This window comes from Pyxidicoccus caerfyrddinensis, from assembly GCF_010894405.1.
Classification (GTDB): domain Bacteria; phylum Myxococcota; class Myxococcia; order Myxococcales; family Myxococcaceae; genus Myxococcus; species Myxococcus caerfyrddinensis.
Genome location: NZ_JAAIYA010000029.1, coordinates 149,712 through 174,682 on the forward strand (window position 1 = coordinate 149,712; position 24,971 = coordinate 174,682).

The following is a 24,971-nucleotide window of genomic DNA, read 5'->3' on the forward strand; positions in this document are numbered from 1 at the left end:
GTGTGGCGTTGGGTACGTGACGGATGGAGCGGTCGTCGCCGCTTGCGAGCCGAGAGCGGCTAACGGCCGAACCGCGCCGTCAGTCCCAGACGAACAGCCACTTCACGGCCTTCCCCAGGCCGTAGAACACCCAACCCACGGGGCCGGGGCGCACGGGGCGGCGGAACTCCAGGCTCACCGTGGCCAGCGTCACCTGGTTGTCCAGCGACTCCAGCCGCGCCTTGAGGGACTCGTACTCCGCGGTGACGCGCTCCAATTCCTTCTCCACCCGGAGCGTGTCCTCCACCGTGACGGCCCGCTGCAAGAGCTCCAGGTACCGCTCGCGGACGCGCTCCAGGTTGGCCAGCCGGACCTTCAGGTCCTGGTGTGCCTCCGTCACGTCGTCGGCGGTCACCGACTGCTCGGCCACGTGGCCCAGCCCGGGGACCTCCCCGAGGAACACGTCCAGGCGCTCCGCCGGCACCCGCACCGTGGCCGACTCGGAGGTGACGCGCTGGGCGTAGCCCCCGTGCGTCTTCGCCAGGGACACCGCCTGCGCGGGGCCCTTCTCGGGGTCCGCGCGCTCCACCTCCAGCATGGCCGTGCGGATGATGGAGCGGTTCGCCTCGACCGACCCCGGAGCCTCCTCCGAGACGGACATCATCCCGTCCCGGGTGCGCACCGATGGCGCCGCGGTGGAACAGGCGGCGAGGACGAAGAACGAGGCGAGGAGGAGGGGACGCACGGCTTTCCTTTCAGGTGAGGGCACAGGCGGCAGGTGCCCTCCAGGACGCGCGCGCCGGGCTCGTGGTTCCCTACCTTCCGCACGAGCCCGGGGGACTTCACTTCGGTTCAGCGAGACGGCGGGACTCCCTATCAGGAGGCCCGGACCGAGGGGACGACCGCGGCAGTCGCGACGTCACCCTCGTAATAGATGCTGGCGCTGCCCTTCTTATAGACGACGAGCACCCGATCACTCTGCTCCAGCAGGTCGGAAGCCTTCTCCGTGGCCTTGCGAACCAGGGCGTCGAACTCTCCCGAGCGTTGCTTGCTACCCGCCCGGACTGTCACGACTGGCATGCGGTGTCCCGCTCCTTGTGTCCCGCGGCGGGTGGCGCCAGGAAGACCTGGCCCCGCGCCCATCCGCGAGTAACGGACGTGTCATAGCCAACGGAACACTTCGTTGACAAGCGCCCCGCAGCATGGCGGGAAGGGACTCCCATGAACCGCAAGCTCCCCGTTTTGCTGGTTTTTTCGCTTGGTCTTGCTTCCGTCGCCCACGCGCAGTCGGAGCGGCCTCCCGAGCATGTGTCGCCGACGCCTGCATGGCTGCCCCGGGGTGTCTTCCTGGGAACCACCGTCCGTCAGGGCGCCGTCACCCCGCGGGTGAAGGTGCAGTGGCAGCTCACCTTCTTCCAGGACCGCAACGACGCCTTCGCGCTGCTGCTGGAGGGCGGGCTGGGGTGGGCCGCCGCCTTCCCGGACCCGGAGGCGGGCGCGCCGCAGACCCAGCTGGGCTCCTACTACGAGCACACCGCCCTGGTGGGCGTCGGCTACCGCAACCAGCGGACGGGCGGCGCGCACTGGGGCTTCCAGGTGACGGGCGGCCCCGTCTTCTACGGCGCCCACTTCGACGGGGGCGCTCCGGCGGACCACCGCACGACGGGCATCCTCGAGGGCCGCATCCACCTGGGCTACCAGTGGGGCGCGACGGGGGTGGGGGCCGCCGTGGGCTACTCCGAGCCCTTCGGCCTCAAGAAGCGCAGCCTCGGTCGCTACTTCGTGGGTGGCCCGATGTTCGGGTTGTTCATGGATTGGCGCTAGACTCCGCGCAAGGTTCGTGAGCAAAGCACCCGCACCCTCCGTATGTCCGAGCTGCTCAGCGCCCATGCATCGCGGTACCTGCGCAGCCGCGGCGAGCTTGAGCGGGGCCTGCCTCCGGCGCTGCTCGTCTTCACTCCCTCCCCCCAGGCGCCAGGGGTGCTGGGGGAGGAGGAGTACCGGATGAAGACGGTGACGAACGCGGGGGCGCCCACGCTGGGGGCGAGCGAGTCGCTGGTCTTCCCGGTTTTGAAGTCGCGGACGAATGCCTTCGGCCGGGGAATCACGGTGGGGCGCACGGGCAACAACGACGTGGTGCTGGACGACGGCAGTGTGTCCCGGTTTCACGCGTGGTTCTCCCGCGAGGAGGGTCAGGAGGGCTTCCTCCTGACGGACGCCGGCTCCAAGAACGGCTCCTGGGTGGGCGGGGTGCGGCTCACCCCCCGCCGGGCGGTGCCCGTGGAGGACGGCGCCCGGTTGCGTTTCGGTCAGGTGGAGGTGGCCTTCTACACGGCCAGCGGCTTTGTCCGGATGCTGGCCGTGAGGATGGCTCCCTGAGCCTTGCCACGTCTTCGGCGGCCTGCGTAACGTGCGGCGTCGCCTTCTGTCACACACGGGAGTGTTCGCGGTGGCCTTGACCACAGAAGCCTTCGGACTGACCGACGTCGGCCGCAAGCGGCAGCACAACGAAGACGCGATGCTGGTGGACTCACCGCTCGGCCTCTACGTCGTCGCCGACGGCATGGGTGGCCACGCGGCCGGCGAGGTTGCCAGCGCCCGGGCCACGGAAGTCGTCAAGCAGCACATCACCGCCAACCGGCACCTGCTGAAGGACTTGGGGAACAACCCCACGGCGGACAGCCGCTCGGCGGCCGCGGCGCTGGTGGAGGTGGCCGTACAGCGCGCCTGCGCGGACATCTACCGCATGGCCATGCAGGACGCGTCCAAGCGCGGCATGGGTACGACGTTCGTGTGCCTCGCGGTGGGCGGCAACAAGGGCGTCATCGGCCACGTTGGCGACAGCCGCGTGTACCTGGTGCGCCACGGCCAGTGTCACCGGCTCACCGAGGACCACACCCTGGTGGCCGCGCAGCTCAAGGCCGGCACGATTACGAAGGAGCAGGCCGCCGCGTCGCAGTACCGCAACGTGATTACGCGCGCGGTGGGCATCCAGGAGTCGGTCCAGGTGGACACGCTCATCGTGGACCTGGTGCCGGGCGACGTGTTCATCCTCTGCTCGGACGGCCTGCACGGCTACGTGGAGGACGAGGAAATCCTCCCGCTGGTGTCCGGCATGGCGCCGGCGGACCTGCCCAAGCGGCTCATCGACATCGCCAACGAGCGCGGCGGCAAGGACAACATCACCGCGGTGGTGGTGAAGGTGGCCGGCGAGGGCGCCGCGGTCAGCGAGGAGACGAGCGAGGCGCAGTCGCGCATGGAGGCGCTGCGCAAGATTCCGCTCTTCCGTCACCTCACGTACAAGGAGCAGACGGCGGTGCTGTCCATCGCCACGACGCGCACGTACCCGGCGGGCCGGGAAATCGTCGTGGAGGGGCAGCCGGGCGAGGAGCTCTTCGTCGTCATCCGCGGCCGGGTGGCGATTGAGAAGAACGGCGTGGAGATTGCCGAGCTGCGCGCCGGTGGCCACTTCGGGGAGATGGGGCTCATCGACAACGCGCCGCGCTCGGCGACGGTGCGGGCGACGGAGCCCACGCGCACCATGGTCATCTCGCGGCCTGACTTGATGGGGCTGATGAAGCGCGAGTCCATCCTCGCGGTGAAGATGCTCTGGAGCTTCGTCCAGGTGCTCAGCGACCGGCTGCGCGCCACCAACTCCGAGCTGAGCGAGGCCCGCCAGGAGCTCGCCGTGGCCCAGGCCATCCAGCCGTTCGCCGAGGAGTAGACCTTCATGAGCTCCCGTCCTCCGAAGACGCCTCGCACCGTGTCCACTCCGCGTCAGACCGCCCGGGTACGCTCGCGGCGTACTGTCTCTGGAGGGCGCATGGCGAGGGCGGCGGGTGGAGATGTGTTCGTGAAGCTGATCGGCGAGGTGGCGGAGCTGCGGGAGGAGATGCGGACGACCCGGACGGACATGAGGATCGTGTCTTCCAGTCTGGGCGTCGTCCTTCGCGACACGGCGTCCATGAAGGCGAGCGTGGAAGCCACGAAGGCAGGCATGGCCTCCATGCAAACCAACATGGCCTCCATGCAAACCAACATGGCCTCCATGCAAACCAACATGGCGTCCATGCAAACGAACATGGCTTCGATGCAAACGACCATGGCCTCCATGCAAACGACCACGGACTCCATGCTGGTGACCATGGAGTCCACGACGACGACCCTGGAAGCCGTGGTGGTGAGGCTGCGCTCCGTGGACGAGCGCTTCCTGCGCATGGAAACGCACGCGGGGCGCATGGCGCGGCTGCTGGGCACCCTGGCGGAGTCCACGAGCGAGCGCTTCGACAACGTGGAGAAGCGGCTGGACGCCCTTGAGGGCAAGCACTAACGCGCGTCGGCGGCACGGGGAGCGTCCGAGAAAGGACGCGTCCGGAATTTCCACCGGGAATTGCCCGTTCCGGGCCCCACCGCGGGCTATGGTCCTCGCGGCGTGCGCATGCGCAACTGGATTCTCATAGGGTTGACGGTGGCTCTGCTGGTGGCGGGGGCCGCGTGGTTCGCCTCGGGACCGGCCTCCAGCGCCCGGACGTCCGACACCTCCTCCGAGACGCCGAAGTCGGCGGCCCTGCCCACCTTCTCCGCGGTGGACGTGTCGTCCGGCGCCAACGAGGGCCTCGCCCTGGCGGGACGGGTGCTGGACTCGGCGGGGCGTCCGGTGGAGGGCGCCGAAGTGTCCCTGTCCGCCAGCGCCGAGAAGACGCTCGCGGACGTGCGCTGCGACGAGTGCGGGCAGGCCCTGCTGTCGTGCCAGGCGCGAGAGACTTCGCTGCAGACGCTGGCCTTCTTCGAGCACCAGCACGGCTTCCTCACCCCGCGCGCCACCGCGACGACGGACGCGCAGGGCCGCTTCCGCTTCGAGCACCTGGCGGGCGTGTCCTTCTCCGTCTGGGCGAAGGCGCCCGGGCTGGGCGTGGCCCTTCGAGATCGCGCCGCCCCCGGAGACCCGGTGGAGCTGTTCCTCCCGCCGCTGCGGAGCATTGGCGGGCAGGTGGTGGACGACGCGGGCCAGCCCGTGCGGGGCGCGCACGTCCACGCGGTGTCCCGCCGTGTCCCGCTACCCTTCGAGGCGACGGCGGGCGCGGACGGCGTCTTCTCCCTGGACGGGCTCGGAGAAGGGCCCTTCTACGTGCTGGCCACGGCGGAGGGCTTCCTGCCCGCGGTGGAGTCGCAGGTGGAAGCGGGCCCGCAGCCGGTGCGCCTGAAGCTGACGCCCGCGCGCACGCTGGAGGTGCGCGTCACCCGGAACGGCCAGCCCGCGGCGGCCACGGTGCGGCTGCGCGCCGACCACCTGTCGCGCGAGCTGAGCACGAAGGGCGAGCCGCTGCGCTTCACCGGCCTGTACCCGGACGCGGTGGTGGTGACGGCGGAGGCGCCCGGGCTGGGGGCCGCGCCGCGCACGCTGACGCTGGACGCGCGCGTCACCCAGGTGACGTTGGAATTGGAGGTCGCCGGCAAGCTGCTCGTCACGGTGGTGGACGAGCAGGGCGAGCCGGTGCCCCAGCCGGAGTTGCTGCTGCGCACGGCCCAGGGCGAGCTCATCCGGCGCGAGCGTGGGGGCACCGGGGCGCTGATGGAGTTGGGCCCCCTGGCCGCCGGCGACTACGTGCTGGAAGGCCACGCGGAGGGCTTTCGCGACGCGCAGCTCCCCGCGAAGGTGGTGGAGGGCGAGACGTCGCTCGAGCTGGAGATGGAGCGCGCCACGCTCATCAGCGGGCAGGTGCTGGACCAGTACGGCCGGCCCGCGCCGAGCGTCTCCGTGCTGGTGCAGCCCACCGGCGAGTCGGTGCTGGCCGACGCGGACGGGCGCTTCGCGGCGCAGGTGCCCACCGCGGGCCTGTACGAGCTGCACGCGCACCACTCGGAGTGGGGTGGCGGGCAGCTCAAGGTGACGGCGCCCGCCAGCGGGGTGCAACTGGCGCTGGAGCCTCGCGCGGCGCTGGAGGTGACGGTGTCCTCCGCCGGCCGCCGTGTGGAGGGCGCGGACGTGGTGCTGTGGGTGGAGCAGGAGGGCATCTTCCGGAGCGACCGCTCGTCGGGCTCGGACGGCATGGTGCCCATGCGCGGCATGCCGGCGGGGACGTACTGGATGGTGGCCTCGCACCCGGACTACCTGCCCTCGGACCGCAAGCAGGTGACGCTGGAGGACGGGCAGACGCTGAAGCTCGAGGTGGAGCTGAAGCCCGGCGCGCCACTGTCGGGTGACGTGGTGGACGGGCAGGGCGCCCCCGTGGAGGGCGCCACGCTGGTGGTGGTGCCTCGCGGCTCCGAGCCGGTGCAGAGCGACGCGCGCGGCCACTTCGAGTTCCGCTCGCTGCGCCCGGACCGCGGCTACCGCCTGGAGGCGAGGCACCCGAGCTACGACCAGGTGGAGCGCGCCGAGGGCAAGGCCGGCGGCCCGCCGGTGCGTGTGGTGCTCAAGCGTCGCGACGTCTTCCGTGGGCGCGTCGTCGGGAGCGACGGCGCGCCGGTGCGCCGCTACCACGTGGACGAGCACGAGGTGAACAGCCCGGATGGCCGCTTCGAGCTGCCGCTGGCCGCGGCGGGCGAGCGCATCATCGCCGCGGTGAACGCGCCGGGCTACGAGCCGATGATGGTGGACCGCCCGCTGGCGCCGGACCTGGGAGACCTGGTGCTGGAGAAGCTGCCCAGCATCTCCGGCGTCGTGCGCGACGCGGGCGGCGGGACGGTGGCGGACGCGGTGGTGACGTGCGACGTGTGCGACGAGTCGGTGATGTCGGGCCCGGACGGCAGCTTCACGCTGGCCAGTCCGCCGTACGTGCCGCGCTTCACCGTGTCCGCGCGCAAGGGCCGGCTGAGCGGGACGCAGTCGCTGGAGCGTGGCGCGCGCGGCCCGGTGGAGCTGACGCTGCGGCAGGCCACGCGGCTGAGCGGCCGGGTGTACCTGGCCAGCGGGCAACCCGCCGCGGGCTTCGAGGTGGAGGCGGTGAACGCCGACCGCAGCGAGCCGCTCACCATCGTCACCGGTCCGGACGGCGCCTACAGCGTGGAGGTGTCTCCGGGCAGCTACCGCTTCGCGCTCGGCGCCAACCGCGAGTTCTCCGGCGAGCCGACACTGGTGGTGCAGGTGGCCGGCGCGGAGATGCACCTGGACCTGGGGCCCGCGCCGGGCACTGCGTCCCTCACCGTGCAGCTCATGCCCGAGCGCGGCAAGGCGCTCTGGGTGGTGGCGGGGGAGGTGTCCGACGTGGGCAACCCGCCGTCCACGGCGATGATGCGCTCGCGCTGGGCGCAGCTCGTGTACCAGCCGCGCGGGGAGACGGTGGTCATCAACGGGCTGCCCCCGGGGCGGTACACGCTGGTGTGGGGCCACTTCCACGTGGAGACGCCCGGCGGGCCGGAGGTGCGCGTGGTGGACGTGCCCTCGCGTGGCGAGGTGGCGCTGGGGCGTTGAGGCGGCGGCACCGCCGTGCGGCGCGGGTTGCGAGCCAGCGGGCGTGCGCATTAGGAAGCCGCATGGACGTGACGGCACTGAAGGGCCGCCGGGTGGTCGTCGGCGTGGGCGGCGGCATCGCGGCGTACAAGGCGTGCGACCTGGTGCGCGAGCTGGGACGGGCCGGGGCGGAGGTGCGCGTGGCCATGACGGAGTCCGCGCGGCAGTTCGTCACCCCGCTCACCTTCCAGGCCCTCAGCGGCCACCCCGTCCTCACGGACTACTTCGACCCGGCCCAGGAGGGGAACTTCGGGCACCTGGACCTGGCCCGCTGGGCGGAGGCCTTCGTGGTGGCTCCGGCCACGGCGGACCTGCTGGCGCGCATCCGCGCGGGCATGGCGAACGACGCGGTGACGACGTCGCTGCTGGCCTTCCGCGGCCCGGTGGTGCTGGCCCCCGCGATGAACGTGGCCATGTGGGACAACGCGATGACGCAGGAGAACGTGGCGGCGCTGCTGGCGCATCCGCGCTTCAGCCAGGTGGGGCCGGGCGCGGGGCTGCTGGCCTGCGGTGACGTGGGTGAGGGGCGGCTCGCGGACGTGCCGAGGATTGCCGAGGCGGTGGCGGCGCGCTTCGGCGCCGGGCCGCTCGCGGGGAAGAAGGTGCTGCTGACGGCGGGCCCCACGCGCGAGTTCCTGGACCCGGTGCGGTTCATCTCGAATCCGTCCACGGGGAAGATGGGGCTGGCACTCGCGCACGCGGCGCGGAGCCTGGGCGCCGAGGTGACGGTGGTGCTGGGCCCGGTGGGGCCGGTGGAGCGCGGCGGGCTGACGGTGGTGGACGTGGTGAGCGCGGACGACATGGCGCGCGAGGTGCTCTCGCGCGTGGAGGCGGTGGACGCGTTCATCGCCACCGCTGCGGTGAGCGACTGGCGGCCGGAGGCGCGCGCGCCGCAGAAGGTGAAGAAGGGGACGTCCCCCACGCCGGAGTCGCTGCGGCTGGTGCGCACGCCGGACGTGCTGGCGGAGGCGTCGCGGAAGGTGGCGGGGAGCGCGAAGCGGCCGCTCCTGGTGGGCTTCGCGGCGGAGACGGAGCGGGTGCTGGAGCACGCGCGGGAGAAGCTGGAGCGCAAGGGGCTGGATGCCATCGTTGCCAACGACGTGACGGCGCCCGGCGCGGGCTTCGGCACGGACACCAACCGCGTGACGCTGCTCACGCGCGCGGGACTCCAGCAGGAGATGCAGGGCAGCAAGCACGAGGTGGCCCGCGCCATCCTCGAGCTGCTCCTGGTGCCCCGTCGGTAGGGCTCCAGGTCCAGGCTACCGGGGCTCCATCACCGCGAGCGTGATGGTGGCCTTCGAGACGAGCTTCGTCTGTCCGCCGGAGACGGCATGCACCTCGGACTCGGCGACGATGAGTCGGCGTCCGGCGCGCAGCACGCGCCCCTTGCAGCGCAATTCCTCCCCCATGGCCGCCTGGAGCAGGTGGACGGTGAAGCTGGTGGTCAGCACGCGCTGCCCCTTCTTCACGGCGGTGAAGCCCGCGGCGCCCGCGGTGTGGTCCGCCAGCGTCGCCTGTACGCCCGCGTGGATGACGCCGTCCTGCTGGAGGTGGCGGGGTTGCACCACCAGGCGCGTGTCGACTTCACCCGGGAGGATGGAGGTGGGCTGGATGCCCAGCTCTACGACGAACGCGGCCGAGCGGAAGAGCTCTTCGGTGTCCTGGCGGTAGTCCGGATTGAGAGGCTCCATGGGTGCGGCTCCTTCCGTGCGAGGCCTCGAAGCGGACGCCAGGGTCGCGCGGCGAGGCACGGAGGACTCATCGAGCACGGCGCGGCGCGTCCGTCCACTCCGTGACGAAGAACCCGGGACGTTCCGCCCACACTGTGAGCCCGCCTGGAGCGACAGAGTGAGGGTGACTCCGGGAGTGACGCCGGGCTCGGCGCCGAGGTAAGCGTACTGCCGAGGCCACCGGTCGCTTCCTTGCGCTGGACCCCTTCCTCCGCTACCGATCCAGTCAACGTGAACGACGACTTGCCCGACTCCTCGCAGGAACTGAGCGCCGTGCTGGACGAGGTGCGACGCCACCTGCTCTGGCAGGAGGAGGCTTCCGGCCGCGTCCTGATGATTGACGCGAAGGCGGCGTCCGAGCTCCAGCGCTCCGCGCCCTCGCTGCGCTCGCTCCTGTCCCGGGGCAACGGCACGTCGGAAGCCGCCGCTCCGGCGCGTCCGCCGCCCGCCGCCCGGCCTCCGAGCGCGCCTCCGATGGCAAGGCCCCCGCTTGCTCCCGAGAGCACAGGCGCGCCGGTGGCCGCGCCGGCCGCGGGCCTGACGGGCCGTGGCGGGCCTGCCCCGTCGCCGATGGCTGCGCAGAGCCCCTCCACACCGAACGGCCACACCGGCGCGCCGATGCGCCCCGCGGTAACGGGGCCCACCGGGTCTCCTCCGTCCGCCCGGGCGCCGGCTTCGCGTCCTGCCCCGGCGGGGAGCGCGGGCATGCTCCTGGACGTGCCACAGCAGGCGCCCCGGCCTCCCGGACAGCTTCCGGGGATGGCGAACGGCGAGCGTCCGACGCTGGATCAGATCCGCCGCGAGCTGGGCGACTGCCAGCGCTGCAAGCTGTGCAGCACGCGAAAGAACATCGTGTTCGGCTCGGGCAACCCGCGCGCGGAGCTGGTCTTCGTGGGCGAGGGCCCGGGCGAGACCGAGGACCTCCAGGGCGTTCCCTTCGTTGGCGCGGCGGGTGAGCTGCTGACGAAGATGATTGAAGCCATGGGCTTCCGGCGCGACGACGTCTACATCTGCAACGTCGTGAAGTGCCGCCCGCCCGGCAACCGCAACCCGGAGCCGGATGAAATCGCGGCGTGCGAGCCCTTCCTGCGCGCGCAGCTCGCGGCCATCCAGCCGAAGGTGGTGGTGGCGCTGGGCAAGTTCGCGGCGCAGACGCTGCTGCGCGACAGCACGCCGATTACCCGCATGCGTGGCAACTGGCGCACGTACGAGGGCATCCAGCTCATGCCCACCTTCCACCCCGCGTACCTGCTGCGCAGCCCGGCGGAGAAGCGCAAGGCGTGGGAGGACCTGCAGGCGGTGATGAAGGTCCTCGGCAAGCAACCCGGCTCGCGCGCCTAGCGGCGGGCCCTCGGAGGGGGAAACTCATGAAGGGACAGCTGGAGACGCGCGAGCTGCAATCGCCCGCGCTGGAGGCCAACCCGCTGGGCGACCCGGCCCGGCGACGGCTCACCGTGTACCTGCCACCGGGCTATGGCGAGGGAGACCGGCGCTACCCCGTCGTCTACTTCCTGCACGCCTTCGGCAACAGCGGCGGCACGTGGACGAACGCCGCGGGCTTCGGCCCCACCGTGCCCGAGCGCATGGACGCGCTCATCGAGTCCGGCGCGCTGCCCCCCGCCATCGGCGTGTTCCCCGACGGGTGGACCTCGCTCGGCGGCAGCCAGTGGGTGAACAGCGACGCCATCGGCCGCTACCGCGACTACCTGGCCAAGGACGTGCTGGGCTTCGTGGACCGCACCTACCGCACGCTGCCCAAGGCGGCCTCGCGCGCGGTGGTGGGCCACAGCTCCGGCGGCTACGGCGCGCTCGTCATGGGCCGCTACCACCCGGAGCTCTTCTCGCACCTGGGCGCGCACGCGGCGGACTCGTATTTCGAGTACTGCTACCTGCCAGACCTGCCCAAGGCGGCGGCCTCGCTGCTGAAGTCGGGCGGCGTGGACGCGTGGCACGGCGAGTTCCGCAAGCGCGTGCGCGAGACGAAGATGCGCGGCGACGACTTCCCGGTGGTGAACACGCTGGCGATGGCCGCCGCGTACTCGCCGAAGAAGGGCGAGCCGCTCAACGTGGAGCTGCCCTTCGACGCGAACACGGGCCGCATCAAGCTGGACGTGTGGAACCGCTGGCTGGTGCACGACCCGGTGCGCTTCGTGCCCAAGTTCCTGGACTCGTTCCGCAAGCTCAAGACGGTGTTCCTCGATTGCGGCACCCGCGACGAGTTCAACATCCGCTGGGGCACGCGCATGCTCGCCGAGGACCTCAAGGGTGCCGGCGTCGAACTGGTGCACGAGGAGTTCGAGGACGGGCACTCCGGCGTGTCCTACCGCTTCGAGCGCTCGCTGGCGGTGCTGGTGCCGAAGCTGGCGCGCGACTGAGCCGTCCGCGCGGAGGCGCGTCGCACGGGCTTCAGCACCCGTGCGACGGGTAGTTGGCGGGCCAGAGGAGCAGCGTGCCCTGCGCGTCCACCAGCCGCACCCAGCCGCGATGCCGCTGCTGCTGGCTCTCCTCGTCGAACACGATCACCTCAGCGAAGTCCCCCACGCGCTTGCCCAGGGAGACCTGCTCGTAGTGCAGGGAGACCTGCACTTCGCTCGCGTCATCCCGGGGCTCCGCGAGGAAGACGAGGGGCGGTTGGTCCTCGCGGCGGAGCTTGTCGAACTCGACGCCCATGTCCTCGAAGGCCTCCAGCGGGCGCAGGCTCTCGATGGTGACCCACACCGCCTTCGCATCGTCCGCTCCGCCGTCGCGGAGCCAGGCCTTCCGCCCGGTCTGGATGTCGAGGATGACGTGGGCGTACTGGACGGGCACGCCGTGCTCGTTGGCGCGCTCGTACGCGAAGGCGGGGTAGCAGTCCGTTTGTGAACCACCGGGGTCCACCCAGCGGCTCAGTGGCGCGGTCCGTGCGCGAGGTAGGGTGCCGGCCGGCTGGAAGCCGAGGCTCCGGCGCTCGTACTGGGGCACCTCGGTCACACCGTCCTCGGGGAAGGTGGCGCAGACCACGTGCGTGACGCCGCGCAGGTGGGCGTCGGGAATGTCGGCGCGCCGCGCGAAGACCTCCTGGGAGACCGAGACGGCACCGCAAGGCAGCGGAAGCAGCGTCAGGGCCAGGGCGCTCGCGATGAGGACCCGGGCGCGGGAGGTGAGGTGGGAGTCCATGCCTGCTCCCTATTGCATCGCACGGGCCAGCCCTCGCGGACGGTGATTCCCTCGGAAGCTCGCGGGCTTGGCGGGACGGGGTGGGTGGCGGCCGTGGCAGGAGTGCCACGGGGGTGTGGCAGCGGCGCCAACCTGCCACTCCGGGACGGAAGGGGGCGGGGTGGGTTGACGTGGTGCTGGCCTTTGCCTGGGGGGAGCGGATAGACGCAGCACCGTGCGCGCCTCGTGGCATGGCGCTCGGACCTTCAGGGAGACGGGAACATGGGCATCGACCTCTATGGGCTGTCCCGCGTCGTCGGAGAGACTGGCGTACTGCCGCAGCGCGCGCGGAAGCTGGACCCCTCGCTGCCGTGCCGCGAGGCGGAGCTGCTCATCGACGTGGAGAGCCTCAACATCGACGCGGCCTCCTTCAAGCAGATCAAGGGCGAGGTGGGCGGAGACCCGGCGCGCATCGGCGCGCGCATCCAGGAAATCGTCCGCGAGCGGGGGAAGATGCAGAACCCCGTGACGGGCTCGGGCGGCATGTTGATTGGCCGCGTGAAGGAGATGGGCCCGCGGCATCCCGCGCGCGAGCTGCTCAAGGTGGGCGACCGCATCGCCACGCTGGTGAGCCTCACGCTGACGCCGCTGGTGATTGAAGAGGTGAAGGCGGTGCACGCGGACATCGACCGCGTGGACATCCGCGGGCACGCGCTGCTGTTCGCCAGCGGCATCTACGCGAAGCTGCCGTCGGACATGCCGGACACGCTGGCGCTGGCGGCGCTGGACGTGTGCGGAGCGCCCGCGCTGGTGGCGCGTCACGTGCGGCCGGGGATGACGGTGGCGGTGCTGGGCGCGGGCAAGAGCGGCGCGCTGTGCCTGGCGCAGGCCCGGCGCAACCTGGAGAGCCGCGGCAAGCTGATTGCCCTGGACGTGTCGCAGGGCGCGCTGGACTTGCTGTCGTCCATCGGCCTGTGTGACGTGGCGCTGAAGGTGGACGCGACGCAGGGCGTGGACGTGATGGAGGCGGTGAGCAAGGCGACGGGCGGTCAGCTCTGTGACCTGGTGGTCAACTGCGCCAGCGTGGGCAACACGGAGATGGCCACCATCCTGTCCGTGAAGGACGGGGGCACGGCCATCTTCTTCTCCATGGCCACCAGCTTCACCGCCGCGGCGTTGGGCGCGGAGGGCGTGGGCAAGGACGTGAGCATGATTGTGGGCAACGGCTACGTGCCCAACCACGCCGCGCTGACGCTCGACTTGCTGCGCACCGAGCCGGCACTGCTCCAGCTCTTCGCCACGCGGTACGTCTGACGCGTCCTGATTCCGCTTCGTCGCCTCACCGCGCCGAAGCGGAGGGCTCCAGAGGGGCGGGGGCCACGGGCGCCGCGGGCTCCTGCGTCGCCGCCCAGTCGCGAGCGGACCGGCCGCTCGCATCGCGCACCTCGGCCGAGGCGCCCTGCTTGCGCAACTGCTCCACCACCTCCTTGCGGCCGAAGAGCGAGGCGAACATCAGCGCCGTCTGGCCGAAGCGGTTGGTCTGGTCTACCGCGCACTGCTGCTGGTTGAGCAGCCCGACGATGTCCGCGTAGCCCTTGAAGGCCGCGCCCATCAGCGCGGTGTTGCCGCGGTTGTCACCGGCGCAGGCATCCGCGCCCGCGGCGAGCAGCGCGCGCACCGTGTCCGTGTGTCCGTGGTACGCGGCGAGGATGAGCGGCGAGAAGCCCCGCGCGTCGCGAGCCTCCACCGGCGTGCCGGCCTTGATGAGGCCGGTGACGACCTCCACGTCCCCGGCGCGAGCGGCCTCGAGCAGGTAGCGCTCCGCCTCGCTCGTCGCCAGCAACCGTCCCTCGGGCGCGGGCGCCGAGCGAAGGGAGAGCCACGACGCGGTGAGCACCGCGCACACCAGCACCACCAGACCGAGCGTTCCGAGCAGCAGCTTGCGAACCATGGAGTCCTCCAGAAGCCGCGCTCCACGTGAGAGAGAGCCGGGATGAGGGTTACCCGGGTGTGTCCACCACGGCCCTCTCTCAGACAGAGCAGCGGGAAACAGCGGGCCCCGGCCGGAACAGCGCGCCGGGGCCCGGTACGACAGCGACGTTCAGCGAGACGCCAGAGGAGCCACGGCCGCCTTCGCGTCATCCACCTTCACGCCCACCAGCTTCGCCAGGCGCGTGCCGTAGTCGGCGTTGGCCATGAGGAAGTGCCCCACCATGCGGGCCTTCACGCGCGCATCCTTCACCTGGCCCAGGTCCGCGGCGATGTTCTTCACCAGCCGCTCCTTCGCCCCCGCGTCGAGCGCGGAGTAGAAGGCGCCCGCCTGCGAGAAGTTGTCCGTCTTCTCGATGCCGCGCTGCTGCGTCGTCCCGTTCAGCGGGGCGCTCGACAGCAGGTAGGCCGGCGCGTCCTGCGTCTCACGGGTGACGCTCGGCTCGTAGTTCACGTCCGACTTCGTGTTGGCGAAGTTCATGGAGCCGGCCTGGCTGTTGCTGTTCACCGGGGCCTTGGCGCGGTTGACGGGCAGCGACTGGTAGTTGGCGCCGATGCGGTAGCGCTGGGTGTCCGCGTAGGAGAAGAGGCGGCCCTGCAGCAGCCGGTCCTCGGAGGGCTCGATGCCCGGGGGCATGACGCCGGGGGAGAACGCCGCCTGCTCGGTCTCCTCGAAGAAGTTGTCCGGCATCTTGTTCAGCGTGAACTTCCCCAGCTTGACGGCGGGCACCTTGTCCTCGGGCCACACCTTCGTCGCGTCGAGCGGGTCGAAGCTGAACTTCTCCAGGTCCTTCGGGTCCAGCACCTGCACCGACAGCTCCCACGAGGGGAACTTCCCGGCGCCGATGGAGCCGTACAGGTCCGTGGTGGCGTGCTGGAAGTCCTGCGCGACGGTGCGGGCGACCTCGTCGGGGGTGTTGAGACCCTTCACGCCCTGCTGCGAGGCCCAGTTGAACTTGACGTACTTGTACTCGCCCTTCGCGTTGACGAACTTGAACGAGTGCACGCCGTGCCCGTCCATCTGCCGGTAGCTCGCCGGAATGCCCAGGTCCGAGTAGACCTGCGTGAGCATGTGGGTCGACTCGGGCTGGTGCGAGAAGAAGTCGAAGAAGCGGTTCGGGTCCTGCTTGTTCGTAATCGGCGACGGCTTGAGCGAGTGCACCATGTCCGGGAACTTGATGGCGTCCCGGATGAAGAAGACGGGCAGGTTGTTGCCGACCAGGTCCCAGTTGCCCTCGTCCGTGTAGAACTTCAGCGCGAAGCCGCGTGGGTCGCGCAGCGTCTCCGGCGAGCCCGACGGGTGGATGACCGTGGAGAAGCGCACGAACATCGGCGTCTTCTTGCCCTTGGCGGAGAAGATGGACGCGCGCGTGAGGTTGGAGAAGTTGTCGTAGCTCTCGAAGGTGCCGTAGGCGCCGGTGCCACGCGCGTGGACGACGCGCTCGGGGATGCGCTCCCGGTCGAACCGGGCCAGCTTCTCGATGAGGTGGAAGTCCTCCAGCAGCACGCCGCCCCGGGGGCCGGCCGTCTTGGAGCTCTGGTTGGTCCCCACCGGGGAGCCGGAGTCGGTGGTGAGGGGGGGCGGAGTCTCGGCCAAGGCCGGACCGCCAAGGAGCGTCGCCGTCAGCAGCAGGGAGCGGAATTGCACGGGGTCTTCCTCGTTGTCGGGGGTGAGACGCCGCGCTCCACAGCACGGCCCGTGCCGGCCATATAGGCCCAGTGTTATCAATGGGTTGGTTGTCGAGACGAGTCGCTTTCACCGAAATGCCGGTGAATCACCGATTTGCCGGTGGAGGCTCGCACCGTTCCGCCGGTGCGAGTCTCCGTGAACCGATAATGCGGTGCGCCAGGGCGCTGCTGGTACGCTTCGCCGCTTCCGGTGGGCGCTTGGGCGGGTAATGTGCGCGCATGCCAGGCCCGTTCATTGAAGACGCGCAGATCGACCACGCGCGCAAGCTGGCGGAGGAGATCGTCAACCCGATCTTCGACCTCATCCGCCGCAACACCACCGTATCCACCGAGCGCACCGTGCTGCGCTTCTTCGGCATCTCCGGAGCAGGCGCGCGAGGCGTGCCGCTCGCCAACCTGATGGTCGACAAGCTCAAGGCCGCCGGGGTGCTCAACAAGGGCGCCGCCTACTGGTACGGCCGCGCGCTGCACCTGGGCGCCAAGAGCCCGCTGGAGGCCGTGGAGAAGCTGACCGCGCTGCCCACGGACAAGCTCGGTGCCCTGCCGCCCGAGCAGGAGCAGAACCTCCGCGAGGAGGTCCGCGCCGAGGCCCGCGCCGCGATGGAGGACATGAAGTCCCGCATCGCCCAGCGCGAGGAGCTCCGGAAGCAGTTCCCCATGTCGCCCGCGCCGCACAAGTACGTCATCGTCGCCACGGGCAACATCTACGACGACGTGGACCAGGCCCGGGCCGCCGCCCAGGCCGGCGCGGACGTCATCGCCGTCATCCGGTCCACCGCGCAGTCGCTGCTGGACTACGTGCCCCACGGTGCCACCACCGAGGGCTACGGCGGCACGTACGCCACCCAGGAGAACTTCCGCATCATGCGCGAGGCCCTGGACGAGGAGAGCCGCAAGCTCAAGCGCTACATCCAGCTCACCAACTACTCGTCCGGCCTCTGCATGTCCGAGATCGCCTTCTGCGCGGCCTACGAGAAGCTGGACATGCTCCTCAACGACGCGATGTACGGAATCCTCTTCCGCGACATCAACATGCGGCGCACGTTCATCGACCAGTATTTCAGCCGCCGCATCTGCGCCATGGCCGGCATCATCATCAACACCGGCGAGGACAACTACATCACCACCGCGGACGCGTACGACGCGGCCCACACCGTCATCGCCAGCCAGTTCATCAACGAGTGCTTCGCCAAGCGCGCGGGCCTCAAGGACTGGCAGCTGGGCATCGGCCACTCGTACGAAATCGACCCGTACCGCGACGACACGCTGCTGCTGGAGCTGTCGCAGGCCATGCTGGTGCGCCGCTGCTTCCCGGATGCGCCGCTGAAGTACATGCCGCCCACCAAGCACAAGGAGACGGACATCTTCTTCAGCCACGCGTACGACGTGATGGCGGACCTGGTGGCCATCTGGACGCGGCAGGGCATCCAGCTGCTGGGCATGATGACCGAGGCCATGCACACGCCGCTGCTCGCGGACCGGTACGTGGCACTCAAGTCGGCTTCGTACATCCACCGCGCGGCGCGCGGCATCGACGAGGAGTTCACCGTTCGCGAGGACGGGAAGATCGCCAACCGGGCCCGCGAGGTGTTCGGCCAGGCGATGAAGCTCCTCCAGGAGTGCCGTGACGAGGGCATGGTGGCGGCCATCGGCAAGGGCCACTTCGGCGACGTGAAGCGCGAAGAGACTGGCGGCAAGGGCCTGGATGGCGTGCTGGAGAAGGCGCCGGATTACTTCAACCCGTTCCTGGAACTCCTGGAGGCAGCGTGATGCTCGGTACGATTCTCGCCGTGGTGGTGGCTGCTGGTGGCTCCGCGGATGCACTGGCGCAGTTCCAGGTGAAGAACGTGTCCCTCCAGGTGCCGGCGGCCTGGACCCGCTCGACGGAGGACGGCACGAACAAGTTCACCGCGCCCAGCGGTGACGCCTACTTCCTGCTGGACGTGGGCGCGGTGCAGACCGCGGGCATGAAGGGCGACACGTGCGTGGACAAGATCGTCAAGTCCATTGGCGGTGCCAACTGGGAGCGCATGAAGGTGGGCGGGCAGCCGGCGGCGAAGCGGCTGGACTCAGACACAGCGCCCTCTGGCGGCGTGGTGGACACGGTGACGTACGTGGGCTGTGACGGCCGCACGACGTGGTCCGTCGTCTTCTACCTGGAGCAGGGGAAGAAGGAGCGGTTCGGTCCGCTGGCGGACAAGGTGGGCACCAGCGTGAAGCTGCAGCGAGCCGGGGGGAAATGAGCCGATGGTGAAGCCGAGCAAGCAGATCATCCGTCCCTACGGCGACCGGCGCGACGACGGCGTGGTGCAGCTGTCGTTCACCCTGCCGGTGCCGCTGTCGGAGAAGGCCAAGGAGGCCGCCGCCGTCTTCGCGAAGAAGATGGGGTTCTCCGACGTGAAGGTCGCCGCCGCCGAGCGCGCGGCCGACAACTACACGTTCTTCGTCGTCTACGCCCGCTCGGGCATGTACCTGGACTACGCCGAAATCGACGTGCCCGAGGTCATCGTCAAGAAGATGTCCTTCGACGACCTCAACGCCTTCATCAAGGAGAAGGTGGGCCGGCGCATCGTCGTGTTCGGCGCGTGCACCGGCACGGACACGCACACGGTGGGCATCGACGCCATCCTCAACATGAAGGGCTACGCGGGCGACTACGGCCTGGAGCGCTACCCCGGCTTCGAGGCGTACAACCTGGGCAGCCAGGTGCCCAACGAGGACCTCATCAAGAAGGCGCTGGCGAAGAACGCCGACGCGATTCTGGTGAGCCAGGTCGTCACGCAGCGCGACGTGCACAAGGACAACTCGCGCCAGTTCATCGACGCGGCGAAGGCGGCGGGCATCCACGGCAAGGTGCAGTTGCTGCTGGGCGGGCCGCGCGTGGACCACAAGCTGGCGCTGGAGCTGGGCTTCGACGCCGGCTTCGGTCCGGGCACGAAGCCGTCGGACGTGGCCAACTACATCGTCCATGCGCTCCTGAAGAAGGAAGGCAAGGAGCCGCACGGCATGCACTACCAGGGAGAGCCCACGTGAGCACGGGGACCAAGGCCATCATCCGCCTGCGCATGAGCAGCCATGACGCGCACTACGGCGGCAACCTGGTGGACGGCGCGCGCATGCTGGGCCTCTTCGGCGACGTGGCCACGGAGCTGTGCATCCGCAGCGACGGCGACGAGGGGCTGTTCCGCGCCTACGACTCGGTGGAGTTCCTCGCGCCCGTGTACGCCGGGGACTTCATCGAGGCGGAAGGGGAGATTGTCAGCGCGGGCAACACGTCGCGGAAGATGCGCTTCGAGGCGCGCAAGGTCATCCGGCCGCGCACGGACGTGAACGATTCGGCGGCGGACCTGTTGCAGGAGCCGGTGGTGGTGTGCCGTGCTTCGGGCACCTGCGTGGTTCCGAAGGACAAGCAGCGAGGTCAGCGATGAGCACTCCCATGGTCATCACCGCGGCGATGGTCGGCGCGGAGACGACGCGCGAGCAGAACCCGAATCTGCCCATCACCGCGGAGGAGATCGCCGAGGACGCGGTGCGCTGCCGCGAGGCCGGCGCCGCCATGGTGCACCTGCACGTGCGCACGGCGGACGGCAAGCCGTCGCAGGACGCGGAGCTGTTCCGCGCCGCCATCCGCGCCATCCGCAAGCGCACGGACGTGCTCATCCAGACGTCCACCGGCGGCGCGGTGGGAATGACGGTGGACCAGCGCTGCGGCCCGCTGACGCTCACCGGGCCGGACAAGCCGGACATGGCCACGCTCACCACGGGTACGGTGAACTTCGGCGAGGACGTATTCTGGAACCCGCGCCCGCTCGTGCGGGACATCGCGAAGCGCATCCGCGCCATCGGCCTGAGGCCGGAGCTGGAGTGCTTCGACGTAGGCATGATTGACGAGGCCCGCTACCTCGCGAAGGAAGGGCTGGTGGACCTGCCGGCGCACTTCGACTTCGTGCTGGGAGTGCCGGGCACGCTGCAGCCTCGGGCCGAGGTGCTGGACCTGATGATTGCCTCGCTGCCGGAGGGCTCCACCTGGACGGTGGCGGGCGTGGGCCGTCACCAGCTGCCCTACGTGGACGAGGCGGCGAAGCGCGGCGGCAACGCGCGCGTGGGCCTGGAGGACAACATCTACGTGTCCAAGGGCGTGCTCGCGAAGGGCAACTGGGAGCTGGTCGCCGAGGCCGCGAAGCGCGCCCGGGCGAATGGCCGCGAGCCGGCCACGCCCGAGCAGGCCCGCAAGCTGCTGCGCCTCGCCTGAGCGAAGCAGGGACCCGGGCCATGCCCGGCCCGGGTCCACCCCCCGAATCATCGTCAGGAGCCACCGTCCCGTGCTCGCTGGAGCTCCCGGGCACGCCACGGGTATGTCTGGCCTCCAGCGCACGCAGGGCCCAGGAAGGTTGACCGAATGGACACGGAGCTGAAGGGCAGGGGCGTTCTTGTCACGGGCGGAGCGGGGGGCATTGGCACGGCGCTGACCCGCGCCTTCCACGAGGAGGGCGCGAAGGTGGCGGTGCACTACCACTCCAACGCGAAGGGGGCGGAGGCGCTGGCGCGCGAGGTGGGCGGCGCGGCGGTGCGGGCGGACCTGACGGTGGAGGCGGACGTGGACGCGCTGGTGCCCGCGGCGGTGTCCGCGCTGGGGCGGCTGGACGTGCTGGTGTGCAACGCGGGCGTATGGCCAAGGCCCGACGAGCCGGTGTGGCAGATGTCGCTGGAGCGCTGGCGCCGCACGCTGGCGGAGAACCTGGACAGCGTGTTCCTGAGCTGCCGCGCCTTCCTGCGGCACGTGGCCACCACGGGCACGGGCAACATCGTCATCATCAGCTCCACGGCGGGGCTGTTCGGCGAGGCGGGGCACTCGGACTACGCGGCCGCGAAGGGCGCGCTGGCGGGCGGCTTCGTGAAGAGCCTGAAGAACGAATTGGGGCGCATCGCTCCGCTGGGACGCGTCAACGTGGTGTGCCCGGGATGGACGGCGGTGGAGCGGCACGGCGACAAGATGAACGACCCGGCGTTCGTGAAGCGGGTGACGCGCACCATGCCGCTGCGCAAGGTCGGTCAGCCGGAGGACGTGGCGCGCGTCGTGGTGTCGCTCGCCTCTGACCGCATCTCCGGCCACGTCACGGGCGAGGTCATCACCGTGGCCGGTGGCATGGAAGGACGGGTGCTGCATGACACTTGACGTCGACGTGAGGCAGTACAATCGCGAGGCGTGGAACCGGCAGGTGGCGAAGGGTGACCGGTGGACGGTACCGGTGGGCCCGGAAGTCATCGCCGCCGCGCGGCGCGGGGAGTGGAGCGTGGTGCTCACCCCCAACAAGCCCGTGCCTCGCGCGTGGTTCGGGGACCTGAAGGGCCGGGACGTGCTGTGCCTGGCGGGCGCGGGGGGGCAGCAGGCGCCGGTGTTCGCCGCGGCCGGGGCGCGGGTGACGGTGCTGGACAACTCGCCGGCGCAGCTCGGGCAGGACCGTCTGGTGGCCGAGCGCGACGGCCTGGAAGTGCGACTGGTGGAGGGCGACATGCGCGACCTCTCCGCCTTCGCGGAGGGCAGCTTCGACCTCGTCTTCCACCCGTGCTCCAACTGCTTCGTGGACGCCATCCGTCCCGTGTGGCGCGAGGCGTACCGCGTGCTGCGCCCTGGGGGCGTGCTCCTGTCCGGCATCTGCAATCCGGTCATCTACCTGATTGACCCGGCGCTGGAGCAGCAGGGCGTCATGCAACTCAAGTACAAGATGCCCTACTCGGACTTCACCAGCCTCACGGACGAGGAGCGTGCCCGGTACAAGGACGAGCCGCTGGTCTTCGCGCACTCGCTGGAGGACCAGCTCGGCGGTCAGACGGACGCGGGCTTCGCCATCACCGGCTTCTTCGAGGACACCCACGTCCCCGGGGACAGGCTGTCCGAGTACCTCTCCGGCTTCATCGCCACGCGCGCGGTGAAGCTCGCGACGCGGTAGGACGTAGGGCAGGAGGACGGGCTCCGGCGGCACTCGCGGAGCCCGTCCTTTCGGCATGGCTGAGAGGGGGATTTAACCTTTTGCCGGGCGCGGGGTTCTTACAGGCAGGAGACGACGGGAAGCCCAAGTCCTGGCGTCGTCGTGAACCCGAGGAGAACCCCATCATGCGTCTGACGTCTGCCCTGCGGTCCGCTGTCGTTGCGTCGCTGCTGTTCGCCGTCCCGGTGCTGGCCGCCGAGTCCACGCCCACGCAGGCCCCCGCGCCCACCACGGCGCAGGGCACCCACGAGGGCAGGGGACACAGGCACCACAAGCACGGGGGGCGGTTCTTCCACCTGGAGAAGCGGCTGGACCAGGCGGTGGCCGAGGGGCGCCTCACCCAGGCCCAGGCCGACCAGTTCAAGACCGAGGGCAAGCAGCTGCGCGAGGAGATGAAGGCCCAGCGCGAGGCGGCGGGTGGTCAGCTCTCCGACGAGCAGCGCATGCAGATGAAGGACAAGATGAAGGCCTTCAAGGAGAAGGTGAAGAGCGTCGTCAAGCCGAAGGACGGCCAGCCGGCGCAGCCGAAGCAGTAGCTCCGGCGCGCTCCGAGCCTGACGGGAGCGTCACCCGGGCTCGGAGCGGTAGGGCGCGTGGGAGTAATACTTCGGCCGCGCGTCGAGCCGCACGTGCAGCCAGGGCACCGCGAGCCCGGACGTGCTGACCCACACGGGTACGGAGCGGCTCGCCCACCAGGCTTCGACCTCGCTTCCGACAGCGCTCCACAGCGCCCGCGTCTGCGCCTCTGGAGCCTCGCGCACGAAACGGGCGAGGTGGGCATAGGCCTGGCGGGGGCCCAGCTCACACGGCACCACCAGGCGCGCATCTCCGCCCAGGTTGCCGAAGCAGCGCACCGGTGCGGGCCCCGGCGTCAGGTATGTGGCGAAGGACTCGGGTCCGGCGACCACCGTGCGCAGCGCGGACGCGTCGACCAGGACCATCTCGAAGGCCCGCTCGCGAGTCGCCGCGGAGACCGCGGGCGTCTCCCAGAAGAACGCCGCGAGAGGGCTCTCCGCGAGCGTCCGGGTGAGGAGGTCGCCTGCCCCGGTGGACTCGCGGAGCAGCGCGGCGAACCTGCTCCAGGACACCTGCGTCCCGCCCTCCATGAGCCGATAGCGCGTGGTTCGCGCGTCCAGAGTCTCACGCTGGAACGAGAGGCCTTGGGGCGTCGCCATACTCGTGGCCCTCGATGGCGCGGCTCAGGCGCCCAGGCGCCCGGTCCACGCGAAGTAGGCGCCGCGCGGGTCCTCGAACGGGTCGCGGAAGAGCGCCTGCACCTCGGCCTTCGCCACGCTGCCCGCGTCGAAGGCCTGGTAGAGCCTGTCGCCCAGCAGGTAGCCCAGTGCGTGGCTGACGCCGTGGAAGAGCCGGTCCTTGCGCAGGGGGAGGAGCTTCACGGCCTCCTCGGGCCCTTCCGTCTCCGCGGCCTTGTGCGCGAGCACGAAGGCGGCAATCTGCCGGTCCACGCCCCGGCCCTCGCCGAAGCGCTTCGCCCACTCGGCCAGCCCCGGACACGTGCGCCGCGGGTTGACGAGCTTGGAGCCGAAGAAGCCGAGCGCCTCTTCCAGACAGCGCGCGTAGAAGGCCTCGGACGCGCGGCGCGGCGCCTCCATGGCGTCTCCCACCGCGCAGTGCCGGACGAAGTGCGCCGCCTCCTCCGCCGCGTGGTTCAGCGACATGGACGCGAGGTACGCCGTGCGTGCCCGGGGGATGTAGCCGCTCTCGCGCGACAGGATGTGCCGCCGCAGCTGCGCCAGCTCCGAGTGCGTGAAGCGCCCGCGCCGCTGGATGCGCGCCAGCACGTCGCCGTCCGCCGCCGTCGCCACGTCCACCGAGTCCAGCGCCCGCACCACGGGCACACCGGCCAGCCGGCCGATGAGCTCCGACATCTCCCGGAACCGCTCCGCGGCGCTTCGGTCCATCAGCGGCGCGTCGCCGGCCTCCGCCTCCAGGTAGTCCAGGAAGCTCTGCTGGCACACGACGGGGGAGGCGTTGAGCAGGCACAGCGCGCCGTCCGCCAGCTCCACCGCCTCGGCCGCGCCCACGCGCCCCTCGCGCGCCAGCCGCCACCAGACGCCTTCCGCGTTCTGGTACACGACGAGCCCCCGCCGCGGGTCCGCGCCGAGCGCGCGCTCCACCTGCGCCGGCAGATGGCAGGGCGCCACGTGGTACTGGCCCACCAGCACCATGACCAGCGGACGGTCCTCGGCACGGGCCGCGCGAGCGATGCGCTCAGCGGCATACGCGTCCCGCAGCGCCAGCGAGCGCTCGCCCTGCGCACGCCGGTCGATGCCCACCACCTCCAGCCGGTGCCGCCGCGCGAAGGCGAGCACCGCGCGCGTGCCCACGGCGGAGCCGAAGCCGTTGCCGCTCGCGAGAAGCCCCAGCCGCTCCTGCAGAGCGCGCTCCGGCAGCCGGCCCGCGCGCCACGCGTCCAGCGCGGCCTGGTGGCGGCCCTCCACGCACTCGAGCGCGAGGACGACGCGGCGGCCCGAGGCGAGTGCGCGCTCCACCAGCGTCAGGTACGTCTGCTGCGCGAGCGGGAGCGTGTGGTAGTCGCCCACGTACACCACGTCCGCGGCCTGCACCTGCTGGTGCACGGACGGCAGCGTGACGATGTTCCGGTAGCCGGCGGTGCGCCGCCGGTAGCGCGCCTCATAGGCGCGGAAGGCTTCGGTCTGACCGTCCACCACACGGGCGAGCTGCGCCCTCTGGCGGCGGAACAGTGCGAGGTGCAAGGCCAGCGAGTCGCGCATGGAGTGCGCAGATCCCTCGCACGGCACTGAAGGCCCGGCAAAAAAACTACACCGGCAAATATGGCCTGAGCCCCGGGTGTTGCCCTTCTGAGAGGGGATACCGCCATGGCTCGAACGACTGCTCGCCCCGTTGCAACCCGTGAGGTGAGGGTCGACAGCGAGCGCCGGCGCTGCGAGGCGTGCGGCACGCGGACGCGTGCGGATTGGCGCTCGCGGCGCTGCGTGACGACGCTCACCGGCTGCGTGGGGC

The 24,971-nt window shown here is 70.6% G+C and carries 26 protein-coding genes; 17 read left to right on the plus strand and 9 right to left on the minus strand.

The window, feature by feature from the left end; genetic code table 11:
• Positions 1 to 79: 79 nt before the first annotated feature.
• Together G4D86_RS43900 and G4D86_RS43905 are read right to left on the minus strand one after the other, a co-directional pair.
• A complete protein-coding gene (locus G4D86_RS43900) occupies positions 80 to 724 on the minus strand; it encodes a DUF4349 domain-containing protein (RefSeq protein WP_164000896.1) in 645 nt (214 codons plus the stop codon).
• A gap of 131 nt (positions 725 to 855) precedes the next feature.
• Positions 856 to 1,059, minus strand: coding sequence for a hypothetical protein (locus G4D86_RS43905; protein ID WP_164000898.1), 204 nt, complete (start codon positions 1,057 to 1,059; stop codon positions 856 to 858).
• A gap of 141 nt (positions 1,060 to 1,200) precedes the next feature.
• Between G4D86_RS43905 and G4D86_RS43910 the strand changes: the two genes are divergently transcribed.
• From G4D86_RS43910 to G4D86_RS43920, 3 genes are all read left to right on the plus strand, one after another.
• Positions 1,201 to 1,803 carry a hypothetical protein gene (locus G4D86_RS43910; RefSeq protein ID WP_164000900.1) on the plus strand — a complete coding sequence of 201 codons (603 nt, stop codon included), beginning with the start codon at positions 1,201 to 1,203 and terminating at the stop codon, positions 1,801 to 1,803.
• Positions 1,804 to 1,845: 42 nt separating this feature from the next.
• Positions 1,846 to 2,358 (plus strand): FHA domain-containing protein, encoded by a 513-nt coding sequence (locus G4D86_RS43915; protein ID WP_164000902.1) that lies wholly within the window; start codon positions 1,846 to 1,848, stop codon positions 2,356 to 2,358.
• 61 nt (positions 2,359 to 2,419) lie between these two features.
• Positions 2,420 to 3,703 (plus strand): Stp1/IreP family PP2C-type Ser/Thr phosphatase, encoded by a 1,284-nt coding sequence (locus G4D86_RS43920; RefSeq protein WP_164000951.1) that lies wholly within the window; start codon positions 2,420 to 2,422, stop codon positions 3,701 to 3,703.
• A gap of 53 nt (positions 3,704 to 3,756) precedes the next feature.
• Here G4D86_RS43920 and G4D86_RS53465 read toward each other — a convergent pair whose 3' ends face one another.
• Entirely contained in the window at positions 3,757 to 4,092 is a 336-nt protein-coding gene (locus G4D86_RS53465) for a hypothetical protein (protein WP_240360816.1), read from the minus strand.
• On the opposite strand from G4D86_RS53465, the gene G4D86_RS53470 reads away from it, so the two are divergent.
• The 3 genes from G4D86_RS53470 to coaBC all read left to right on the plus strand — a co-directional run bounded on the left by G4D86_RS53470 (position 4,091) and on the right by coaBC (position 8,676).
• Positions 4,091 to 4,309 (plus strand): hypothetical protein, encoded by a 219-nt coding sequence (locus tag G4D86_RS53470; RefSeq protein ID WP_240360817.1) that lies wholly within the window; start codon positions 4,091 to 4,093, stop codon positions 4,307 to 4,309. The genes G4D86_RS53465 and G4D86_RS53470 overlap by 2 nt on opposite strands.
• Before the next feature lie 108 nt (positions 4,310 to 4,417).
• Entirely contained in the window at positions 4,418 to 7,393 is a 2,976-nt protein-coding gene (locus G4D86_RS43930; protein ID WP_164000907.1) for a carboxypeptidase regulatory-like domain-containing protein, read from the plus strand.
• A gap of 62 nt (positions 7,394 to 7,455) precedes the next feature.
• Positions 7,456 to 8,676, plus strand: a complete 1,221-nt coding sequence (coaBC, locus tag G4D86_RS43935) for a bifunctional phosphopantothenoylcysteine decarboxylase/phosphopantothenate--cysteine ligase CoaBC (protein ID WP_164000909.1) — start codon at positions 7,456 to 7,458, stop codon at positions 8,674 to 8,676.
• Positions 8,677 to 8,691: 15 nt separating this feature from the next.
• Here coaBC and G4D86_RS43940 read toward each other — a convergent pair whose 3' ends face one another.
• Positions 8,692 to 9,123, minus strand: coding sequence for a PaaI family thioesterase (locus G4D86_RS43940; RefSeq protein ID WP_164000911.1), 432 nt, complete (start codon positions 9,121 to 9,123; stop codon positions 8,692 to 8,694).
• Between the two features lie 270 nt (positions 9,124 to 9,393).
• Between G4D86_RS43940 and G4D86_RS52380 the strand changes: the two genes are divergently transcribed.
• Both G4D86_RS52380 and G4D86_RS43950 read left to right on the plus strand, forming a co-directional pair.
• The gene (locus tag G4D86_RS52380) at positions 9,394 to 10,503 is read left to right on the plus strand and encodes a uracil-DNA glycosylase (protein ID WP_205520336.1); all 1,110 of its coding nucleotides are present in this window, start codon (positions 9,394 to 9,396) and stop codon (positions 10,501 to 10,503) included.
• A 26-nt stretch (positions 10,504 to 10,529) separates the two neighbouring features.
• Entirely contained in the window at positions 10,530 to 11,537 is a 1,008-nt protein-coding gene (locus G4D86_RS43950; protein ID WP_164000914.1) for an alpha/beta hydrolase, read from the plus strand.
• A 31-nt stretch (positions 11,538 to 11,568) separates the two neighbouring features.
• On the opposite strand, the gene G4D86_RS43955 is transcribed toward G4D86_RS43950, so the two are convergent.
• The gene (locus G4D86_RS43955) at positions 11,569 to 12,318 is read right to left on the minus strand and encodes a hypothetical protein (RefSeq protein WP_164000915.1); all 750 of its coding nucleotides are present in this window, start codon (positions 12,316 to 12,318) and stop codon (positions 11,569 to 11,571) included.
• Between the two features lie 261 nt (positions 12,319 to 12,579).
• Between G4D86_RS43955 and kdd the strand changes: the two genes are divergently transcribed.
• A complete protein-coding gene (gene kdd / locus G4D86_RS43960; protein ID WP_164000917.1) occupies positions 12,580 to 13,611 on the plus strand; it encodes an L-erythro-3,5-diaminohexanoate dehydrogenase in 1,032 nt (343 codons plus the stop codon).
• A gap of 25 nt (positions 13,612 to 13,636) precedes the next feature.
• Here kdd and G4D86_RS43965 read toward each other — a convergent pair whose 3' ends face one another.
• Together G4D86_RS43965 and G4D86_RS43970 are read right to left on the minus strand one after the other, a co-directional pair.
• Complete coding sequence (locus G4D86_RS43965) at positions 13,637 to 14,248, minus strand: ankyrin repeat domain-containing protein (RefSeq protein WP_164000919.1); 612 nt, start codon at positions 14,246 to 14,248, stop codon at positions 13,637 to 13,639.
• A 150-nt stretch (positions 14,249 to 14,398) separates the two neighbouring features.
• Entirely contained in the window at positions 14,399 to 15,934 is a 1,536-nt protein-coding gene (locus G4D86_RS43970; RefSeq protein WP_164000920.1) for a catalase, read from the minus strand.
• Between the two features lie 260 nt (positions 15,935 to 16,194).
• On the opposite strand from G4D86_RS43970, the gene kamD reads away from it, so the two are divergent.
• The 8 genes from kamD to G4D86_RS44010 all read left to right on the plus strand — a co-directional run bounded on the left by kamD (position 16,195) and on the right by G4D86_RS44010 (position 22,501).
• Complete coding sequence (gene kamD / locus G4D86_RS43975; RefSeq protein ID WP_164000922.1) at positions 16,195 to 17,745, plus strand: lysine 5,6-aminomutase subunit alpha; 1,551 nt, start codon at positions 16,195 to 16,197, stop codon at positions 17,743 to 17,745.
• Positions 17,742 to 18,218: a hypothetical protein gene (locus G4D86_RS43980; protein WP_164000924.1), complete on the plus strand. Its 477-nt coding sequence runs from the start codon at positions 17,742 to 17,744 to the stop codon at positions 18,216 to 18,218. The genes kamD and G4D86_RS43980 overlap by 4 nt, the downstream gene beginning before the upstream one ends.
• A 4-nt stretch (positions 18,219 to 18,222) precedes the next feature.
• Positions 18,223 to 19,008: a lysine 5,6-aminomutase subunit beta gene (gene kamE / locus G4D86_RS43985; protein WP_164000926.1), complete on the plus strand. Its 786-nt coding sequence runs from the start codon at positions 18,223 to 18,225 to the stop codon at positions 19,006 to 19,008.
• Positions 19,005 to 19,403 carry a 3-aminobutyryl-CoA ammonia lyase gene (gene kal / locus G4D86_RS43990; RefSeq protein WP_205520343.1) on the plus strand — a complete coding sequence of 133 codons (399 nt, stop codon included), beginning with the start codon at positions 19,005 to 19,007 and terminating at the stop codon, positions 19,401 to 19,403. The genes kamE and kal overlap by 4 nt, the downstream gene beginning before the upstream one ends.
• Positions 19,400 to 20,227 carry a 3-keto-5-aminohexanoate cleavage enzyme gene (gene kce, locus G4D86_RS43995; RefSeq protein ID WP_164000928.1) on the plus strand — a complete coding sequence of 276 codons (828 nt, stop codon included), beginning with the start codon at positions 19,400 to 19,402 and terminating at the stop codon, positions 20,225 to 20,227. The genes kal and kce overlap by 4 nt, the downstream gene beginning before the upstream one ends.
• A 147-nt stretch (positions 20,228 to 20,374) precedes the next feature.
• On the plus strand, positions 20,375 to 21,151 hold the full coding sequence (locus G4D86_RS44000; RefSeq protein ID WP_164000930.1) for an SDR family NAD(P)-dependent oxidoreductase: 777 nt from the start codon (positions 20,375 to 20,377) through the stop codon (positions 21,149 to 21,151).
• Entirely contained in the window at positions 21,141 to 21,926 is a 786-nt protein-coding gene (locus G4D86_RS44005) for a class I SAM-dependent methyltransferase (protein WP_164000932.1), read from the plus strand. The genes G4D86_RS44000 and G4D86_RS44005 overlap by 11 nt, the downstream gene beginning before the upstream one ends.
• Before the next feature lie 164 nt (positions 21,927 to 22,090).
• Positions 22,091 to 22,501 (plus strand): hypothetical protein, encoded by a 411-nt coding sequence (locus tag G4D86_RS44010; protein ID WP_164000934.1) that lies wholly within the window; start codon positions 22,091 to 22,093, stop codon positions 22,499 to 22,501.
• A 30-nt stretch (positions 22,502 to 22,531) separates the two neighbouring features.
• Here the strand turns inward: G4D86_RS44010 and G4D86_RS44015 are convergent, their stop codons facing one another.
• Positions 22,532 to 23,140: a DUF6940 family protein gene (locus G4D86_RS44015; RefSeq protein ID WP_164000936.1), complete on the minus strand. Its 609-nt coding sequence runs from the start codon at positions 23,138 to 23,140 to the stop codon at positions 22,532 to 22,534.
• A gap of 24 nt (positions 23,141 to 23,164) precedes the next feature.
• Positions 23,165 to 24,721, minus strand: coding sequence for a ChaN family lipoprotein (locus G4D86_RS44020; RefSeq protein ID WP_164000938.1), 1,557 nt, complete (start codon positions 24,719 to 24,721; stop codon positions 23,165 to 23,167).
• Between the last annotated feature and the right edge of the window lie 250 nt (positions 24,722 to 24,971).

Coding starts and splice junctions, on each gene's coding strand:
- G4D86_RS53465 (WP_240360816.1), bottom strand. CDS start 4,092: ATGGAGGCCATGGTCGTTTGCATCGAAGCCATGTTCGTTTGCATGGAC.
- kamD (WP_164000922.1), top strand. CDS start 16,195: ATGCCAGGCCCGTTCATTGAAGACGCGCAGATCGACCACGCGCGCAAG.
- G4D86_RS43905 (WP_164000898.1), bottom strand. CDS start 1,059: ATGCCAGTCGTGACAGTCCGGGCGGGTAGCAAGCAACGCTCGGGAGAG.
- G4D86_RS43910 (WP_164000900.1), top strand. CDS start 1,201: ATGAACCGCAAGCTCCCCGTTTTGCTGGTTTTTTCGCTTGGTCTTGCT.
- G4D86_RS44005 (WP_164000932.1), top strand. CDS start 21,141: ATGACACTTGACGTCGACGTGAGGCAGTACAATCGCGAGGCGTGGAAC.
- coaBC (WP_164000909.1), top strand. CDS start 7,456: ATGGACGTGACGGCACTGAAGGGCCGCCGGGTGGTCGTCGGCGTGGGC.
- G4D86_RS43930 (WP_164000907.1), top strand. CDS start 4,418: ATGCGCAACTGGATTCTCATAGGGTTGACGGTGGCTCTGCTGGTGGCG.
- kdd (WP_164000917.1), top strand. CDS start 12,580: ATGGGCATCGACCTCTATGGGCTGTCCCGCGTCGTCGGAGAGACTGGC.
- G4D86_RS43955 (WP_164000915.1), bottom strand. CDS start 12,318: ATGGACTCCCACCTCACCTCCCGCGCCCGGGTCCTCATCGCGAGCGCC.
- G4D86_RS44010 (WP_164000934.1), top strand. CDS start 22,091: ATGCGTCTGACGTCTGCCCTGCGGTCCGCTGTCGTTGCGTCGCTGCTG.
- kamE (WP_164000926.1), top strand. CDS start 18,223: ATGGTGAAGCCGAGCAAGCAGATCATCCGTCCCTACGGCGACCGGCGC.
- G4D86_RS44015 (WP_164000936.1), bottom strand. CDS start 23,140: ATGGCGACGCCCCAAGGCCTCTCGTTCCAGCGTGAGACTCTGGACGCG.
- G4D86_RS43965 (WP_164000919.1), bottom strand. CDS start 14,248: ATGGTTCGCAAGCTGCTGCTCGGAACGCTCGGTCTGGTGGTGCTGGTG.
- G4D86_RS43940 (WP_164000911.1), bottom strand. CDS start 9,123: ATGGAGCCTCTCAATCCGGACTACCGCCAGGACACCGAAGAGCTCTTC.
- kce (WP_164000928.1), top strand. CDS start 19,400: ATGAGCACTCCCATGGTCATCACCGCGGCGATGGTCGGCGCGGAGACG.
- G4D86_RS43950 (WP_164000914.1), top strand. CDS start 10,530: ATGAAGGGACAGCTGGAGACGCGCGAGCTGCAATCGCCCGCGCTGGAG.
- G4D86_RS44000 (WP_164000930.1), top strand. CDS start 20,375: ATGGACACGGAGCTGAAGGGCAGGGGCGTTCTTGTCACGGGCGGAGCG.
- G4D86_RS53470 (WP_240360817.1), top strand. CDS start 4,091: ATGCAAACGACCACGGACTCCATGCTGGTGACCATGGAGTCCACGACG.
- G4D86_RS44020 (WP_164000938.1), bottom strand. CDS start 24,721: ATGCGCGACTCGCTGGCCTTGCACCTCGCACTGTTCCGCCGCCAGAGG.
- G4D86_RS43915 (WP_164000902.1), top strand. CDS start 1,846: ATGTCCGAGCTGCTCAGCGCCCATGCATCGCGGTACCTGCGCAGCCGC.